We start from the raw sequence: 16,522 nt of genomic DNA, 5'->3' as shown, positions 1-16,522 counted from the left end.
CCGTGGACACCGAGCACGTGCACGACCTGCTCGACACCCGCCTGGGAGGAGGGGCCCGGCGAGGTGGGAGGCGCAGGCCTCGACGGCCGTGGCAGCGGCCCGGAAACCGCAGTCCGATCTAGGACCCGACCGCTGTGATCGGCTACCGTCGGCCCCGTCCAGTGACCTACGTCACAGGGAGCCGGGATGACCACTCTGACGTCCGCGCCGCGGCACACCCACTCCAGCGCGGAACGGCGCGCCCCGATACCGGAGACCGAGAACGAGGCGCTGGGCTCGGTGGAGGGCGCGGAGCCAGTGCCCGTCCCCTCGCCACGCGGCATGGCGCGGGCAGTGCTCGCCACCCTCGCCCAGCCGGGACCTCTCGCGCGGGAGGCAGCCCGGCTGGCACGGACCACGGCGAGCATCGTCCGCGGCACGGACGACATCGCCCCGGCCCCGAAGGACAAGCGCTTCGCCGACCCGACGTGGTCGCTGCACCCCGGCTACCGCCGGCTGGCCCAGTCCTACCTGGCGGTCACCGGGTCACTGGAGGGCCTCGTCGACGCCTACGAGGCCGGCGGGGCGGACTGGCGCGAGGTCGAGCAGGCGCGGTTCTTCCTGAACGCGTTCACCAGCGCCCTGTCGCCGACGAACACGCTGCTGGGCAACCCGGCCGCGGTCAAGCGCGCCTTCGAGACCGGCGGCCTCAGCGTCCTGCGCGGCATGGGCCACATGCTCCACGACCTGCGCCACAACGGCGGCCTGCCCACCCAGGTCGACCGCAGCGCCTTCGCCGTCGGCCGGAACCTCGGGATCTCCCCCGGTGCCGTCGTCCACCGCGACGAGGTGATCGAGGTCATCGAGTACGCGCCGACGACGGCCCGCGTGCGGCAGCGCCCGCTGGTGATCGTGCCGCCACCGATCGGCCGCTTCTACTTCCTGGACCTGCAGCCCGGGCGCAGCCTCGTCGAGTACGCGGTGAGCCGTGGCCTGCGGGTCTTCATGATCAGCTGGCGCAACCCGACGAGTGAGCAGGCGGACTGGGGCCTGGACACCTACGCCGGCGCCGTCCTCGACGCGATCGACGTCGCCCGGGAGGTCACCGGCTCCCCCGACGTCACCACGCTCGGCCTCTGTGCCGGCGGGCAGATCATGACCACGGCGCTCAACCACCTCGCCGCGACCGGCGACGACCGGGTGCACGCCGCCGGCTACGCGGTGACGCTGCTCGACTTCTCCAGCCGGGCGCCGCTCGGCGCCTTCTCCGGCCCGCGGCTGGTCGAGCGCGCCCGCCGCAACTCGCGCCGGCGCGGCGTCATCAGCGCCCGCGAGATGGGGTCGGTCTTCAGCTGGATGCGTCCCGACGACCTGATCTTCAACTACCTGGTCAACCAGTGGCTGATGGGCGAGGACCCGCCGGCGTTCGACATCCTCGCCTGGAACGCCGACGGCACCAACCTGCCCGCCCGGCTGCACGAGCAGTTCCTGGAGATCTTCGGCCGGAACGCGCTGGTGCGAGCGGGCGCCATGCGCGTGCTCGGCACCCCGGTCCACCTCAGCCGCATCACCGTGCCGACGTTCGTGAGCGGAGGGCTCACCGACCACATCACCCCGTGGGACGGGTGCTACCGCACGACCCAGCTGCTGTCCGGGCCGAGCACCTTCGTGCTCAGCCACAGCGGGCACATCCAGAGCCTGGTCAACCCGCCGGGCAACCCGAAGGCGCACTACTGGACCGACGGCGAACCCGGACCCGACCCGTACGCCTGGCGCGCGTCGGCCCAGCGGCACACCGGCAGCTGGTGGGAGCCGTGGGCGGAGTGGATGCTCGAGCGGTCCGGCGACGAGGTGCCGGCGCCGACGGCCCAGGGCAGCGCCGCGCACCCACCGCTGGAGCCGGCCCCAGGCTCCTACGTCCTGGACGGTCGACCGGGCTGACGACGTCGGCGCGCGCCGCCGGCCCTGCGACCGACCGATGGAGCAGGTGGACCCATGGGCACGAGGTTCCGAGCACCGGCACCGGGCGTGCGGAGCAGTGCCGACCGGCGGAGCCTGCTCGCCGTCGGTTCGGTCACCACGGTCCTCGCCGGTCTCCACTTCGCCGACCACGTGCTCCGCGGCCGGCAGGTCCACCACGCAGACCTCGACCCGACCTGGGACCACAGCGGCTGGCCCTTCACCGGCAGCGTCACGCCCTTCACCGTCAGCCTGGTGGTCGTCTCGCTGGTCCTGCTCGGCGGGCTGCTGCTGACGGCTCGCGGGAAGGCGTGGGCCGGCTACTGGCTCGGCGCCTCACTGGTCCTCGGGGCGATCGTCACGGTCGTCCACTTCGTCCCGACAGCCCGTCAGGAGAGCCCGGCGGTCATCTACGGGTCCTGGCCCGGCCGGCCGGTCATCGGCGTCCTCGCAGTCGCGAACACCTTCGCCGTCGTCGGAGTCCTCGTCCTCATGGGCGTCACGGCCGTGCACGTCCACCGGCGGTCCGGGACCTGGAGGTGAACCTGCGGGCCGGAGCCGACGGCCGACCCGACCCGGCCTCCCCGCTCAGCCGGGTGGGGGCAGCGTCGCCAGGCGGACGGTCTCCGGCAGGGCCCGGAGCGCGGTCAGCAGGGGCGGGGGCAGTTCGCCGTTGACGTCGGTCACCACGTAGCCGAGCTCCCCGCGGGTGGCCAGCACCTGCCCGTCGACGTTGAGGCCGTGCTCGCCGACCAGCGCGTCGACCCGGGCCAGGACGCCGGGCACGTTGCGGTGCAGCAGGGCGAACCGGGCCGCCGATGACCCGTGCAGCGCCACGTGCGGCAGGTTGACGCTGAGCGTCGTCGTCCCGGTGCGGGCGTAGTCGGCCAGCTTGCCGGCCACGAAGCGCCCGATGTCGTACTGCGCCTCCTGGGTCGACCCACCGACGTGCGGGGTGAGGACGACGTTGGGCAGCCCGCGCAGCACGGAGTCGAACGGGTCCCCCTGCTCGCGCGGCTCGTCGGGGAAGACGTCGACCGCGGCGCCGGCGATGTGGCCGCTGAGCACGTGGTCGCGCAGCGCCTCGTGGTCGACAACGAAGCCGCGGGAGAGGTTGAGGAACAGGCTGCGCGGGCGCATCCGGGCGAACTGCTCGGCGCCGAACAGCCCGGCGTTGCCGGCCCGCCCGTCGACGTGCAGGGTCACCGTCTCCGCGCGCTCGAGCAGCTCCTCCAGGCTGCCGCAGGGCTGCGCGTTGCCCAGCGCGAGCTTGTCCTCGAGGTCGTAGAACAGCACCCGCATGCCCAGCGCCTCGGCCAGCACCGACAGCTGGCTGCCGATGTTGCCGTAGCCGACGATGCCCAGCGTCCGCCCGCGGATCTCGTGGCTGCCGGTCGCCGACTTGTCCCACACCCCGGCGTGCAGGGCCCGGTCCCGGTCGATCAGCCGCCGGGCCAGGCTGATGACCTCCGCGATCGCCAGCTCCACGACGCTGCGGGTGTTGGAGTACGGCGCGTTGAACACCGCCACCCCCGACCCGGCCGCCGCGGCCAGGTCGATCTGGTTGGTGCCGATGCAGAACGCGCCCACCGCCGCCAGCCCCGGACGGGCCTCCAGGACCGCCCGGGTCACCTGCGTCTTCGACCGGATGCCCAGCACGTCGACGCCGTCGAGCGCGGCGGTCAGGTCCGCCTCGTCCAGCGCGCCCCGCAGCGTCTCCACCTCGTAGCCCGACGAGGACAGCAGCTCCACCGCCACCTGGTCGATGTTCTCCAGCAGCAGCGCTCTAGGCATGTCCGGCTCGTCCCCCTCGTGGTGCGCGTCGGCGACGATCCTCGCAGCCCCGGTCGCGGCGGCCTGCGCCGGCAGGGCGGACCGCCGCACGGCGACCACGTCCGCCCGGGTCGGGCTCAGGACCCGTGCCGCTCCAGCACGCTCGCCACGTGGGCGTCGGCCGGCCCGGCCAGCGCTTCGTGGGCAGCCACGAAGAGCTCGTGCGCACGGGGACCGGGCCACCCCTCCGGCAGCAGCTCGCGCGGCAGGTCGGGGTCGCGGAACGGGAAGTGCCGGTAGTCCGAGACCAGCCCGATGCGCAGCCGGAGCGCGTCGGGGCCGGGCAGGCCGGCGAGCTCGGACGCCGCGGGCAGCCCCTCCAGGCGGGCGACGAGGACCTGGTAGTCCCGCCCGAGCGCCTCCAGGTCCCAGCAGCGCTCGACCATGTCCAGGTCGGTCGCCCGGTCCCGGGAACGGCAGGTCAGCAGGTCCAGCCGGGCCGACGTGTCCGGCAGCGCGCGCTCCACGTCGTCGAGCCGCTCGTGCGGGCTCAGCCACGTCGCCGTCGCCAGCGGTCCGAACCCCAGCCACGACAGCGTGCGCCGCAGCCGCTCGCGCTCGGCCCGGTCCTGCTCGGAGACGGCGTAGATGACCATGCGCCACTGCCCGTCCCAGGACGGGTGGGTGCGCTGGAAGATCCTGGTCCGCCCCTCGTCCAGCAGCCGCCAGGTCCGGTCGGTCAGCGAGTAGACGACCTGGCGACCGTCCCGGCGGGTGTCGAACCAGCCCTCCTTCCGCAGCCGCGCGAGGACGATGCGCGCGGTGGGCTCACCGACGCCGAAGACGTCGAGCAGGTCCACCAGCGCCTGGGTCCGCGCCTCGCCACCGTGGTAGCGCAGATGGTCCCCGAAGAGGTCGAACACGACCGATCGTGGCTTCATCCGGCTCCGGTCCCACTGTTCGACGTGCCTCCGACGGAGGGCCACATCGACGGGCGTCCACAGCCTGACGGTCGTTGCCCACGCTCCTCCACGTGTGTCAGTCTGAGGCACCGGGACGTCGACATGACACACGAATCCGCTGGGAGACCTCCGATGCGCATGGCTGTCGTGGGGGGCGGTCCGGGAGGGCTGTTCGCGGCCACCCTGGCCAAGACCGACGACCCCGCTCGTGAGGTCACCGTCTTCGAGCGCAACCGGGCCGAGGACACCTTCGGCTTCGGGGTCGTCTTCTCCGACGCCACGCTCGAGCAGATCCACGCCGCGGACCCGGTGCTGCGCACGGCCCTGACCGAGCACGGCGTGCACTGGGACCCGATCGAGGTGCGGCTGCACGGCGAGCGGTTCCGCTGCGCCGGCAACGGCATGGCGGCCGTCGAGCGCCGGACGCTGCTGCGGCTCCTGCAGGAGCACGCCGCCGAGGCCGGCGTCGACCTCCGCTTCTCCACGGAGGTGGACCCCGACGAGCTGCTGGCCGCCGGCTACGACCTCGTGGTCGCCGCCGACGGCGCCAACTCCCGGCTGCGCGGGCTGTTCCCCGACGTCTTCGAGCCCGGCGAGGAGACGGCCACCGCCAAGTTCGTCTGGCTGGGCACCACCTACCCGTTCCAGGGGCTCACCTTCGTCCACGAGCGTGGCGAGCACGGGGTCTTCGCCGTCCACGGCTACCCCATCGGCAACGGCGTCTCGACGTTCATCGTCGAGACCGACGAGGCGTCCTGGCGGGCGGCCGGACTCGACGAGTTCGACGTCACCCAGCCGCCCGGCCCCAGCGACGAGAAGACCAGGGAGTACCTGCAGCGGCTGTTCGCCGACCAGGTCGAGGGGCACCCGCTGCTGGCGAACAACTCGCGCTGGGGCAACTTCCGCACCCGTCGGGCGCGCCGCTGGCGGCACCGCGTCGGGGACACGGCGATCGCCCTGCTCGGCGACTCGGCGCACACCGCGCACTTCTCCGTCGGGTCCGGGACCAAGATGGCGATGGAGGACGCCGTCGCCCTCGTCGCGGCGCTCGACGAGCACGGCGCGGACGTCGACGCCGCGCTGGAGACCTACGAGTCCGTCCGGCAGCCGCAGGTCGCCCGGATCCAGGGGGCGGCACGGCCGAGCCTGTCGTGGTGGGAGACGTTCGGCCGCTCGCACGACACGCTGCCGCCCTGGCAGTTCGCCTACCACTTCTTCACCCGCAGCCTGACCGACGCCAAGCTGCGGCGTCGTGACGGGTCGTTCGTGGCCTCGGTCCACCAGCGCTGGCAGGAGGTGCACGGCGCCGCGCCGCTGGACAGCCCGTTCGAGGTCGCCGGCCGGCGGCTGACCGGCCGGCGCGTCGCGCTCGGCGACGGGTGCGTGCGCCTGCCCGGCGGCGACCTGCCGCTGCGCACCGGGCCGGCCGAGGACGGCAGCGCCTGGGGCGTGCAGGTCGCCGCCCCCGACACCGAGGACGCCCTGCCACCCGTGCTGGACACGGTCGCGAAGGCAGCCGCCGCCGGGACCTCGCTGGTCGCCGTCGGCGGAGGCACCCCGCTGACCCGGCGCCTGCTGTGTGAGGCCGCGCGCCTGGAGCACGCGACGGTGGCCCTGCTGGTCGAGGAGGCCGACCCGGCGGCCGCCGACGACGTCGCCGTCACCGCGGTGCTGTCCGGCCGGACGGACCTGGTCAGCGCCCCCGCCGGAGAGGACGTCCGGTGAGCCGTCTCGACCCGTTGTTCGCCCCCCGCGGCATCGCCGTCGTCGGGGCCTCCCGCGACCCGGCCAAGCTGGGCGCGGTCATGGCCCGGTCGCTGGCCGGCTCCCCCGGGACGGTCGTCGGGGTCAACGCCCGCGACGCCGACCCGGCGGCCGGGCGGTTCGCGACCGTCGCCGAGGCCGCGGCCGCCTCCCCCGACCCGATCGACCTGGCGGTGCTCTGCGTCCCGGCACCGGTGTCCGCGCAGGCGGTGGCCGACGCGGCCCGCGCCGGCGTGCGGGCGGCCCTGGTCTGCTCGGGCGGCTACGCCGAGGCCGGCGGCGCCGGCGTGGGACACCAGCAGGACCTGCTGGCCGCCGCCCGGGACGGCGGCATCGCACTCCTGGGTCCGAACACGTCCGGGTTCCTGGTCCCCGCCCGCGGCCTCACCGCCACCTTCGTGCCCGGTGCGGGCGCGGTGCCGGCGGGCCCGGTGGCGGTGGTCGCGGCCAGCGGCGGGGTCAACCACGCGCTGGCCTTCCTGCTCGCCGAGGCCGACGTCGGCGTCTCTCTCGCCGTCGGGCTCGGCAACGCGGTCGACGTCGCGGCCGCCGACGTGCTGACCCACCTGGCCGGCGACGAGCACACCCGGGCGGTGGCCCTGCACGTGGAGACGGTCGCGGACGGCGCGGCGCTGACCGCGGCGGTGCGCAGCCTGACGACGCGGGTCCCGGTCGTCGCCCTCGTCGTCGGACGCAACGATGTGGCCGAGTTCGCCCGATCGCACACCGGCGCCCTGGCCACCTCCTGGCGCACCACCCGGGCCGCGCTCCGTGCCGCCGGCGCCGTGCTGGTCGACGACGAGCGGGAGCTGGTGGACGCGGTCACCGCACTGTCGGCGCTGCGGCTGCCCCCGGCCGCCGACCCCGGCGTCGGCGTGGTCACCGCACAGGCCGGACCCGCACTCCTGCACGTCGACGGGCTGCGCGGTCGCGGCGTCCCGGTGCCGCGGCTGGCCGAGGCCACGCAGACCGGGGTGGGCGCGCTCCTGCCGCCGCTCACCTACCAGGCCAACCCCGTGGACACCGGCCGCCCCGGCCCCGGCTTCGGACAGGTGCTGGCCACCGTCGCGGCAGACCCGGGGATCGACCTGGTCAGCGTCTACGCCCTCGCCGAGCCCGACGCGCTGGACCTGCCGGCAGCCGTGGAGAGCGCCCTGGCGCAGGGCGCCGGACCGCTCGTCGTCGGCCTGGGCGGCCCGTCGGACCAGGTCACCCCGCAGCGGCAGGCGCTCCGCAAGCTGGGCGTGCCCGCCCTCGGCGGCCCCACCGCGCTGACCGTGGCGGTCACGGCCCTGGTCGAGGACGCCCGCGCCCGCGGCCGTAGCGACCGCGACACCGGCCACCAGCCCCGACGGGTCCCCGTCCCGACCCGCGACCTGGACGAGGACGAGGCCAAGTCGCTCCTCGGCCGGCTGGGCATCGCCACCCCGCCCCGGCGGGCCTGCGCCGACCGGGCGGAGGCGCACCGCGCGCTCGCCGAGCTGCCCGGCCCGCTGGCGGTCAAGCTGCTGGACGCCGCGGTTCCCCACAAGTCCGACGTCGGCGGCGTGCACCTGGGTGTCCGGGACGCCGCCGGCCTCGACCGGGCCCTCGACGCGCTGGAGTCGATCGGCGCCTCCCGGTTCCTCGTGGAGTCGATGGCACCCCCGGGGGTCGACCTCATCGTGGGGGCCTCCCGGGACCCGGTCTTCGGGCCGGTCGTGCTCGTCGGCCTCGGTGGCGTCGTGGCCGAGGCGCTGGCCGACGTCGCCATCGCCCCGGCTCCGCTGAGCGCCGAGGAGGCCGGGGAGCTCGCCGACGACCTGGCCGGCCGGGCACTGCTCGACGGCTTCCGCGGCGGGCCGGTGGCCGACCGCTCCGCCCTCGGGGGCATCCTCGCCGCCCTCGGCGACCTGCTCGTCTCCTGTCCCGGGATCGACGACGTGGAGGTCAACCCGCTGCGGGTCACCACCGACGGGCTCCTCGCCCTCGACGCCGTCCTCACCCTCGGCACGTCCGCCGAGGGCGACCACATCAAGGGCGAGGGAGCCCGTCCATGACGCCCGCGCGCACCGCCCCGCCGCTCGCCGAGGGCACCGTCCCGTGGCCGGCGGAGGCAGTTCGGGAGTACACCGACCGGGGCTGGTGGCGCGGGGTCGCGCTCGGCGCGGAGCTGCTCGCCGCGGCCGACGTCTCCCCCGACGCCGTGGCCCTGATCGACGGGGACGTCCGGCTGACCTACCGGTCGCTGGCCGCGCGGGCCGACGCGCTGGCGAGCCGGCTGGTCGACGACCTGGGCCTGGTCCGGGAGGACCGCGTCGTCGTCCAGCTGCCGAACTGCTGGGAGTTCGTCGTCCTCACCCTGGCCTGCCTGCGGACCGGCATCGTCCCGGTGATGGCCCTGCCGGCGCACCGCCGGCACGAGCTCTCCCATCTCGTCGAGCACAGCGCGGCCGCGGCGATCGCCGTGCCGGCCACGCTGCGCGGCTTCGACCACGCCGAGCTGGCCGAGGAGCTGCGCGCGGGGTCGGACACCCTCCAGCAGGTGCTCGTGGTCGGCGGGCCGGTCCGCGACGGCCACGTCGACCTCACCGAGCTGTGCGCCGAGCCCGACGAGGCCGCGGCGCACCGGGCCCGCTGGGACGCCGACCAGCCCCCGAGCCGGTCGGTCGCGGTGTTCCTGCTGTCCGGCGGCACGACCGGCCTGCCCAAGCTCATCGCCCGGACCCACGACGACTACGCCTACAACGCCCGGGCCAGCGCGGAGGTCTGCGGTCTGGGCCCGGACACCGTCTACCTGGGCACGCTGCCTGCCTCGCACAACTTCCCGCTGGCCTGCCCCGGGATCCTGGGCACGCTGCTGGTCGGCGGGCGGGTGGTCATGCTCCCCTCCCCTGAGCCGGAGCGGGTGTTCGCCACCGTCGCCGCCGAGGGCGTCACCGTGGCAGCGGCGGTCCCCGCGGTCGCCCAGCGGTGGCTGGCGCACGCCGCCGAGCAGGGCAACGACCAGCTCGCCACCCTCCGGCTGCTGCAGGTCGGCGGTGCCCGGCTGGCCGACGAGGTCGCCCGCACCGTCCGCCCGGTGCTCGGCTGCACCCTGCAGCAGGTGTTCGGCATGGCCGAGGGGCTGCTCAACTACACCCGGCCCGACGACCCCGAGGACGTCGTCTGCACCACCCAGGGCCGGCCGCTGAGCGAGGGCGACGAGGTCCGCGTGGTCGACGAGCTCGACCGGGACGTCCCCGACGGCACGCCGGGCGCGCTGCTCACCCGCGGCCCGTACACGCCCCGCGGCTATTACCGGGCACCCGAGCAGAACGCCCGCGCCTTCACCCCCGACGGCTGGTACCGCAGCGGCGACGTCGTGCGCCGGCGTCCCGACGGCAACCTGGTGGTCGAGGGGCGCGACAAGGACATGATCAACCGCGGCGGCGAGAAGATCAGCGCCGAGGAGGTCGAGAACCTCGTCTACCAGTTGCTCCCGCAGGTCGCCTCGGTCGCGGCCGTCGCCATGCCCGACCCGGTGCTCGGCGAGCGGGTCTGCCTCTACGCCGTCGTCAAGCCCGGCAGCAGCCCCCTGACCCTCGACGAGGTCCGCGGGGCCATGGCCGGCGCCGGGGTCGCCACCTTCACCTGGCCCGAGCGCCTCGAGGTCGTCGGGGAACTGCCGACGACCAAGGTCGGGAAGATCGACAAGAAGGCGCTGCGGGAGGACGTCGCCCAGCGCCTCGCCGCACGGGACGACGCCCGGCCCTGACCCGGACGGTGGACGCGGACTACCGGTCGCCGGGCCCGGACCGGCCGTCCGCGTCCACCGTTCCCGGCGCCGGGCCGCGGGTCCTCCCGCGGCGCCGGCCCCGGTCGTCGGACGACCGCTCGCGGGTCAGGCCGGCACGCTCAGCACCAGTCCGGCCGTGGTGAGCGCGGCCAGCAGCCGGTCGGCCCGCTCCCGGAGCAACCCGTCCGTGGCCGCGTCCAGCGCCGGGGACCCGTCGTCCAGGCACTGCGCGAGCAGGGCCAGGACCTCCGGCGGGGGGCCGACAGGGGTCCGCTTCCGGGCCGGGATGCGGGTGACCATGCCGCAGGGGCACGACCCACCGGTCTGCGGGGCCGAGTGCTTACCACCAGAGCACTTGCGAGTGACAGACATCGTCGAACCACTCCTCATTGAGCAAGGCCCCTACGCCGTCCGTGATGGGCCGTGTCACAAGAGTCACGTGTGTCACACCGGTCACACGGCGCGGCACACCGGAGCGTGTCCATGTCGTGACTTTTCCCACATCCGATGGCACCGCGGACGTCGACTCCACCCGCGGTGCGAGCCCGACCGGCGCGGATCCCCGGACCGGTGGCGACAATGGGCCTCCCGCCGCTGCTGAGCCGCCCGCACCCAGCAGCGCGCCTCGACGGGGAGGCGCGCCGCACGAACCGGAGGTCCCGATGACCGTCACCGACCGGCGCACCCGGCACGCCCTCGCCCAGGACCGGGACGACGACCTCCTGCACCCGGCCGGGTCGCTGCTGGCCGTGCTCGAGCAGGCGGCGCCGGGTGCGGTCGCCGCCCGCGCCTCCGACCGGCTCTCCTTCGCCCACGACGCGTCGCACTACCTGCTGGTGCCGCAGGCGGTCGTCACGCCCCGCGACGCCGGCCAGGTGGCCGCGCTCCTCGAGGTCAGCGCGACGCAGGGCGTGCCGCTGACCTTCCGCTCCGGCGGCACCAGCCTGTCCGGCCAGGCCACCAACGACGGCGTGCTGGTCGACACCCGCCGCAACTTCCGCGGCGTCGAGGTCCTCGACGACGGCGCCCGGGTGCGGGTGCAGCCCGGCGCCACCGTGCGGGCGGTGAACGCCCGGCTGGCGTCCTACGGGCGCAAGCTCGGCCCCGACCCGGCCAGCGAGTCCGCCTGCACGATCGGCGGGGTGGTGTCCAACAACTCCAGCGGCATGGCCTGCGGCACCGAGCTCAACACCTACCGGACCCTGGAGTCCGCCGTCCTGGTGCTGCCCAGCGGCACGGTGCTGGACACCGGGGCGCCCGACGCCGACGAGCGGCTGCGCGCCCTCGAGCCGGAGGTGTACGAGGGCCTGGCCCGGCTGCGCGACCGGGTGCGCGGCAACCCCGCCTCGGTCGACCGGATCCGCACCCTGTTCTCCATCAAGAACACCATGGGCTACGGGGTGAACTCGTTCCTCGACCACACCCGGCCGGTCGACGTCCTCCTTCACCTGGTCGTCGGCAGCGAGGGCACCCTGGCCTTCGTCGCCGAGGCGACCTTCCGCACCGTGCCGGCCCACCCGCACGCGGCCACCGCGCTGCTGATGTTCCCCGACCTCGCCGCGGCCACCGGGTCGCTGCCCGCCCTGGTCGAGTCGGGCTTCGCGACCATCGAGCTGCTCGACGCCACCAGCCTGCGGGTGGCCCAGGGCGACCCGGAGGCGACCGCCGAGCTGCGGGCGCTGGAGGTGCGCGACCACACCGCGCTGCTCGTGGAGCACCAGCAGCCGACTCCCGAGGAGCTGGCCGACCGGGTCGCCGCGTCCGCGTCGGTCTTCGGCGGGCTGCCGCTCGCCTCCCCCGCCGGCCTGAGCAGCGACGCTGCGACCCGCGCGGCGCTGTGGCACATCCGCAAGGGCCTGTACACCGCGGTCGCCGGTGCCCGGCCGTCGGGGACGACGGCGCTGCTGGAGGACATCGCCGTCCCGGTCGAGCGGCTGCTGCCCACCTGCGAGCACCTCACCGAGCTGTTCGACCGGCACGGGTACACCGGCAGCGTCATCTTCGGCCACGCCAAGGACGGCAACGTCCACTTCATGCTCAACGAGGACTTCGACCGTCCCGAGATGATCGAGCGCTACCTGGCCTTCACCGACGACATGGTCGACCTGGTGCTCGGCCACGACGGCACGCTCAAGGCCGAGCACGGCACCGGCCGGATCATGGCCCCGTTCGTGCGCCGGCAGTACGGCGACGAGCTGTACGAGGTGATGCAGGAGGTCAAGCGGCTGATCGACCCGCGGGGGCTGCTCAACCCCGGCGTCCTCCTCGACGAGGACCCGTCCGCGCACATCAGCCACCTCAAGTCCACCCCGACCGTCGAGGTCGAGGTCGACCGGTGCGTGGAGTGCGGCTACTGCGAGCCGGTCTGCCCGAGCAAGGACCTCACCACCACGCCCCGCCGGCGGATCGTGCTGCGCCGCGAGATCGCCCGCGCGCGCGACGCCGGTGACACCGCGCTGCTCGAGCGGCTGGAGGACGAGTACCAGTACGACGCGATCGACACCTGCGCGGTCGACGGCATGTGCCAGACCGCCTGCCCGGTGCTCATCGACACCGGCGACCTGACCCGCCGGCTGCGCGGTGAGCAGGCCGGCCGGGTCGAGCAGAAGGTGTGGCGGACCGCGGCGCGGCACTGGGAGGGGACGACGCGGGCCGCTGGGGCCGCGCTCACCGTCGCCCGGACCGTGCCCGCTCCGCTGCCCCGTGCGGCCACCGCGGCCGGCCGGGCGCTGCTGGGCGCGGACACGGTGCCGGCCTGGTCCCCGGAGCTCCCCGGCGGCGGCAGCCGGCGCCGTCCCCGCCCGGCGCCGGACGCGCAGGCGGTCTACTTCCCGGCCTGCATCTCCACGATGTTCGGCCCGACCAGCGGGCCCGGCGTGCAGGACGCGTTCCTCGCGCTGTGCGACCGGGCCGGCGTGCCGGTGCGGGTGCCCGACGCGATCGGCGGGCTGTGCTGCGGCACGCCCTGGAAGTCCAAGGGCCTGACCGAGGGCTGGGAGGCCATGCGCGCGCAGGTGGGTCCGGCGCTGCGGGAGGCCACCGACGGCGGCGCGCTGCCGGTGGTGGTCGACGCCGCCTCCTGCACCGAGGGGCTGATCCGGCTGCTGGGCGAGTCCGACGGCATCCGGGTCGTCGACGCGGTCGCGTTCGTCGACTCCGCCGTCCTGCCGCAGCTGCCCGCGGGGCGGCGGGTGCCGTCGGTCATGGTCCACCCGACCTGCTCCTCGACCCAGCTCGGGATCAACCCGGCGTTGCTGCGGGTGGCCGCGGCGGCCGCGGAGGAGGTCCTGCAGCCGGACGACTGGAGCTGCTGCGCCTTCGCCGGCGACCGCGGACTGCTGCACCCGGAGCTGACCGCGGCGGCGACGGCGCCGGAGGCCAAGGCCGTCGGCCGGCGCCCGGCGAGCGCCTACGCCTCGGTGAACCGGACCTGCGAGCTCGGCATGACCCGGGCCACCGGGCACCCGTACCAGCACCTGCTCGAGGTGCTCGAGGAGGTCACCCGCCCGGTGTGACCCCGGCCGGACCCCGGGGGACGGTCAGCGGCCGTGCGAACAGGCACCCGCCGACCGTCCCCCGGGGGCGTGCCGGTCCGGGCCGTCAGCCCTGGCGCGGCTGCCCGAGCGCGGCCGGTGGCGCGTTGCCCGCGGTCGCGCCCTGGGCGTACTGGGGCGTCGTCACGTACACGAACTCGAAGACGCCGTCCGCCGCGAGCTCGTCGGTGATGACGCCCTCGCCGATCCGGATGCCGTTCTTGACCAGCAGTTCCTGGTGCACGGGGAAGGCGGCCTGCACCACCGGGTTGCCCAGCACCTCGAGCGCCCAGGAGTCCGAGCCCACGATGGCCGGGCGCCGGTCGGCCAGGTAGCGCGCCTCGGCCAGGTAGATGCCCGGCTCCTTGGCGAGGTAGCGCTCCGGCTCGGTCCGGGCGATCTTGTTCCAGCCGGTCCGCAGCAGCACGACGTCGCCGGGCTCGATCTGCCCGATGCCACCCCGGGCGGCCGCGGCCTCCAGGTCCGCGATGGTGATCCGGTAGTCGTCGGTCAGCACCGGGTCGCCGTCCTTGCTGCGCGACAGCGCCTCGCCGACCCCTCCGTCGACCTTGAGGCCCAGCACGTCGAGCAGGACGCCGCGGGTGACGACCGGCCCCATGTGCTCGTTGCCCAGGCTGGACGTCCCGGTGGGCGTGGCGATGTCCGGGCCCTGGAAGCCGTTGTAGAAGGTCGCCCCGACGCCGATGTGGTTCAGCCCGTCGAGCTGGGTGACGATCTGGTAGGTGTAGCCCTGCGGGAAGCGGTCCTCGTGGATGCTGACCCGGTTGGGGCCCAGCGGCTCGGTGCTCTGCAGGATCCCGCCGCCCTCGGTGAAGCCGGCGGGAGGCTGGTAGCCGAGCACGGTGAGCCGCTGCTCGTACAACCGCGGCGGCGTGGTCTGGAAGGCCGGGAAGCCGTTGGTCATCAGCTCGCCCAGGTTGTAGGTCTTCACCGGGCAGCCGGCGGCGAGCAGCCCCAGCGCGGAGGCGGTCTTGGCGGCCGTCACCTCGTTGAACGCGCCGCGCTGGTCGGCCGCGCCGTACCGGGACGGCGCCCAGCCGCCGCCCTCGGCGAAGGCCACGTCGAACATCACGTCGTCGTAGGGACCGCCGCCCGTGCTGCCGCCGCCGGGGCCGGTCGCGGCGGCCGGCGACGCGGCGGCCAGACCGGCGACACCGAGGGCGGCCGCCCCGGCGAGCCCCAGCGCGGAGCGGCGGGACAGGACCGTGTGGGCCACGAACAGGTCGGGACGCATGGTGCTCCTCAGGTCGCCGGAGCCCGACCGTACGGGGGCCGGTGTGACGCAGGCAACACCGGCCCCGCACGCCCTCCGACGCCCCCGGCGGAGCGATGGGACCCTGCTGTGAGGTCGTCGCCGGGGCCGGAGGACGGGCGCATGCGCGCCCGCCTGGTGCCGGCGTCGCCGGTGGGAGCGGTGCCGCGCCGGCCATCGGGCGGCCCTCCGGGGCAGCCGGGCCGGACGACGGGTGCTGCCGAGGCGTCGGGACGGTCAGTCGGCCTCCTGTGCGGGCGGGCAGAGGCAGAAGGGGTGCCCGTCGGGATCGATCATGACCCGGTACGCCTGCGGAGCCGGCTGCTCGCTCGCCTCTGCCGCACCCAGGCCGGTCGCGTGCCGGACCGCGGCGTCCAGGTCACCGACCCGGAAGTCGAGGTGGAACTGCTGGGGGTGCTCCTGACCGGGCCAGCGCGGTGCCGTGTACGACTGCACGCTCTGGAAGTTGACCGTGTGCGGGCCGATGGCGACCTGCGCGTACCCGTACTCCGGCATCTCGGCAGTGACGTCGGCTCCCACCAGGTCGGCGTAGAAGCGGGCGAGTCTGCTCGCGTCGGGCGTGTCGATGGTGAAGGCGATCAGGTCCGTGACCGGCGTGCTCATGTCCCCATCGTCCCTACGCTCGCCCCGTGCCGTCTTGGACGAACCCGACAGGCCTCCGCCGCGAGCCGGGACGTGCGGTCCTGCGCCCGGAGGTGCTGGACCAGCACATGAGCCGGCAGATGGTCCCCACCGCCGGAGCGTTGTCGACGTGGGTGGACCAGGTGTGGTCACTGGCCTGGCAGGAGGCGCCGCCTCCGACGACCACCTGACCGTCGAGGCGGGTCCCGCCGGTGAGGTCCGGCACGGGCACGCGATGCCGGCAGCGTTGCTGCACGGCGTCCCGATCGGCCGCTTCGCACCGGTGCTGCCGGCACACGGGTGGGTCGTGGGGCTGCACCTGGTCCCGGGCGCGGTCTTCGACCTCACCGGGACGCCGGCTGCCACCTGGACCGGGCGGGTGGTGCCGTGGCTGGACGCCTGGGCCGGCTGGGACCTGACCGAGGTCTGGGAGGCGGGGAGCCCAGCGGCCCGCGTCGAGGCGCTGCGGACGCTGGCACGCGACCTCATCGGTGACCGCGCACCGTCGCCTGACGGGCGGCGGGCCCGGGCGGTGGCCCAACTGGTCCGGGACGACCGCGGCATCGACTCCGTGCAGGACCTGGCGGCGCGGATGTCGACGTCCGAGCGCCACCTGCAGCGGCTGTGCCGCGACCATCTCGGCGTGAGCCCGCGATGGCTGCTGCGGCGGTCCCGCGTGCTGGACGCCCACGAGCTGCTGTCGGGCAGCGACCTGGAGCTGTCCGAGATCGCACAGCGCCTGGGCTGGTTCGACCAGGCCCACTTCACCCGCGACTACACGATGGTCACCGGCGTCCCGCCGGCTCGGCTCCGCCGCATCCTGGACCAGGACCGGTCGGACGGAGGCGGGAGCCGAGGCGGCGCTCCACCCGCCACCTGA

At 74.9% G+C, this 16,522-nt stretch carries 13 protein-coding genes; 8 read left to right on the top strand and 5 right to left on the bottom strand.

The genetic code is table 11. The features are described from left to right. Positions 1-186 precede the first annotated feature (186 nt). Positions 187-1,920: a PHA/PHB synthase family protein gene (locus ACWIX6_RS08615; RefSeq protein WP_448616429.1), complete on the top strand. Its 1,734-nt coding sequence runs from the start codon at positions 187-189 to the stop codon at positions 1,918-1,920. A 54-nt stretch (positions 1,921-1,974) separates the two neighbouring features. Then, positions 1,975-2,481 (top strand): hypothetical protein, encoded by a 507-nt coding sequence (locus ACWIX6_RS08610; protein WP_448616428.1) that lies wholly within the window; start codon positions 1,975-1,977, stop codon positions 2,479-2,481. 45 nt (positions 2,482-2,526) lie between these two features. On the opposite strand, the gene serA is transcribed toward ACWIX6_RS08610, so the two are convergent. Together serA and ACWIX6_RS08600 are read right to left on the bottom strand one after the other, a co-directional pair. Continuing rightward, positions 2,527-3,822, bottom strand: a complete 1,296-nt coding sequence (serA, locus tag ACWIX6_RS08605; RefSeq protein WP_448616427.1) for a phosphoglycerate dehydrogenase — start codon at positions 3,820-3,822, stop codon at positions 2,527-2,529. 26 nt (positions 3,823-3,848) lie between these two features. Beyond that, positions 3,849-4,652 carry a PaaX family transcriptional regulator gene (locus tag ACWIX6_RS08600; RefSeq protein ID WP_448616426.1) on the bottom strand — a complete coding sequence of 268 codons (804 nt, stop codon included), beginning with the start codon at positions 4,650-4,652 and terminating at the stop codon, positions 3,849-3,851. 153 nt (positions 4,653-4,805) lie between these two features. On the opposite strand from ACWIX6_RS08600, the gene ACWIX6_RS08595 reads away from it, so the two are divergent. Genes ACWIX6_RS08595 through ACWIX6_RS08585 form a run of 3 tightly spaced genes read left to right on the top strand, consistent with a single transcriptional unit; the run spans position 4,806 to position 10,173 of the window. Next, positions 4,806-6,398 (top strand): FAD-dependent monooxygenase, encoded by a 1,593-nt coding sequence (locus ACWIX6_RS08595; protein ID WP_448616425.1) that lies wholly within the window; start codon positions 4,806-4,808, stop codon positions 6,396-6,398. Next, the gene (locus ACWIX6_RS08590; RefSeq protein ID WP_448616424.1) at positions 6,395-8,476 is read left to right on the top strand and encodes an acetate--CoA ligase family protein; all 2,082 of its coding nucleotides are present in this window, start codon (positions 6,395-6,397) and stop codon (positions 8,474-8,476) included. Before ACWIX6_RS08595 ends, ACWIX6_RS08590 begins: the two co-directional genes overlap by 4 nt. Further along, positions 8,473-10,173 carry a (2,3-dihydroxybenzoyl)adenylate synthase gene (locus ACWIX6_RS08585; RefSeq protein WP_448616423.1) on the top strand — a complete coding sequence of 567 codons (1,701 nt, stop codon included), beginning with the start codon at positions 8,473-8,475 and terminating at the stop codon, positions 10,171-10,173. Before ACWIX6_RS08590 ends, ACWIX6_RS08585 begins: the two co-directional genes overlap by 4 nt. A gap of 126 nt (positions 10,174-10,299) precedes the next feature. On the opposite strand, the gene ACWIX6_RS08580 is transcribed toward ACWIX6_RS08585, so the two are convergent. Continuing rightward, entirely contained in the window at positions 10,300-10,494 is a 195-nt protein-coding gene (locus ACWIX6_RS08580) for a hypothetical protein (RefSeq protein ID WP_448616422.1), read from the bottom strand. Positions 10,495-10,856: 362 nt separating this feature from the next. Here ACWIX6_RS08580 and ACWIX6_RS08575 point away from each other — a divergent pair, with 362 nt between their 5' ends. Continuing rightward, positions 10,857-13,709: an FAD-binding and (Fe-S)-binding domain-containing protein gene (locus ACWIX6_RS08575; protein ID WP_448616421.1), complete on the top strand. Its 2,853-nt coding sequence runs from the start codon at positions 10,857-10,859 to the stop codon at positions 13,707-13,709. A gap of 85 nt (positions 13,710-13,794) precedes the next feature. Here ACWIX6_RS08575 and ACWIX6_RS08570 read toward each other — a convergent pair whose 3' ends face one another. Then, positions 13,795-14,982 (bottom strand): cyclase family protein, encoded by a 1,188-nt coding sequence (locus ACWIX6_RS08570; RefSeq protein ID WP_448616420.1) that lies wholly within the window; start codon positions 14,980-14,982, stop codon positions 13,795-13,797. A 255-nt stretch (positions 14,983-15,237) separates the two neighbouring features. Beyond that, positions 15,238-15,624, bottom strand: coding sequence for a VOC family protein (locus tag ACWIX6_RS08565; protein ID WP_448616419.1), 387 nt, complete (start codon positions 15,622-15,624; stop codon positions 15,238-15,240). Positions 15,625-15,650: 26 nt separating this feature from the next. Here ACWIX6_RS08565 and ACWIX6_RS08560 point away from each other — a divergent pair, with 26 nt between their 5' ends. Continuing rightward, positions 15,651-15,833 carry a hypothetical protein gene (locus ACWIX6_RS08560; RefSeq protein ID WP_448616418.1) on the top strand — a complete coding sequence of 61 codons (183 nt, stop codon included), beginning with the start codon at positions 15,651-15,653 and terminating at the stop codon, positions 15,831-15,833. Then, complete coding sequence (locus ACWIX6_RS08555) at positions 15,788-16,522, top strand: helix-turn-helix domain-containing protein (protein ID WP_448616417.1); 735 nt, start codon at positions 15,788-15,790, stop codon at positions 16,520-16,522. Before ACWIX6_RS08560 ends, ACWIX6_RS08555 begins: the two co-directional genes overlap by 46 nt.

This window comes from Modestobacter sp. URMC 112 (genome assembly GCF_053502575.1).
This window is presented reverse-complemented; position numbering and strand designations above follow the sequence as displayed.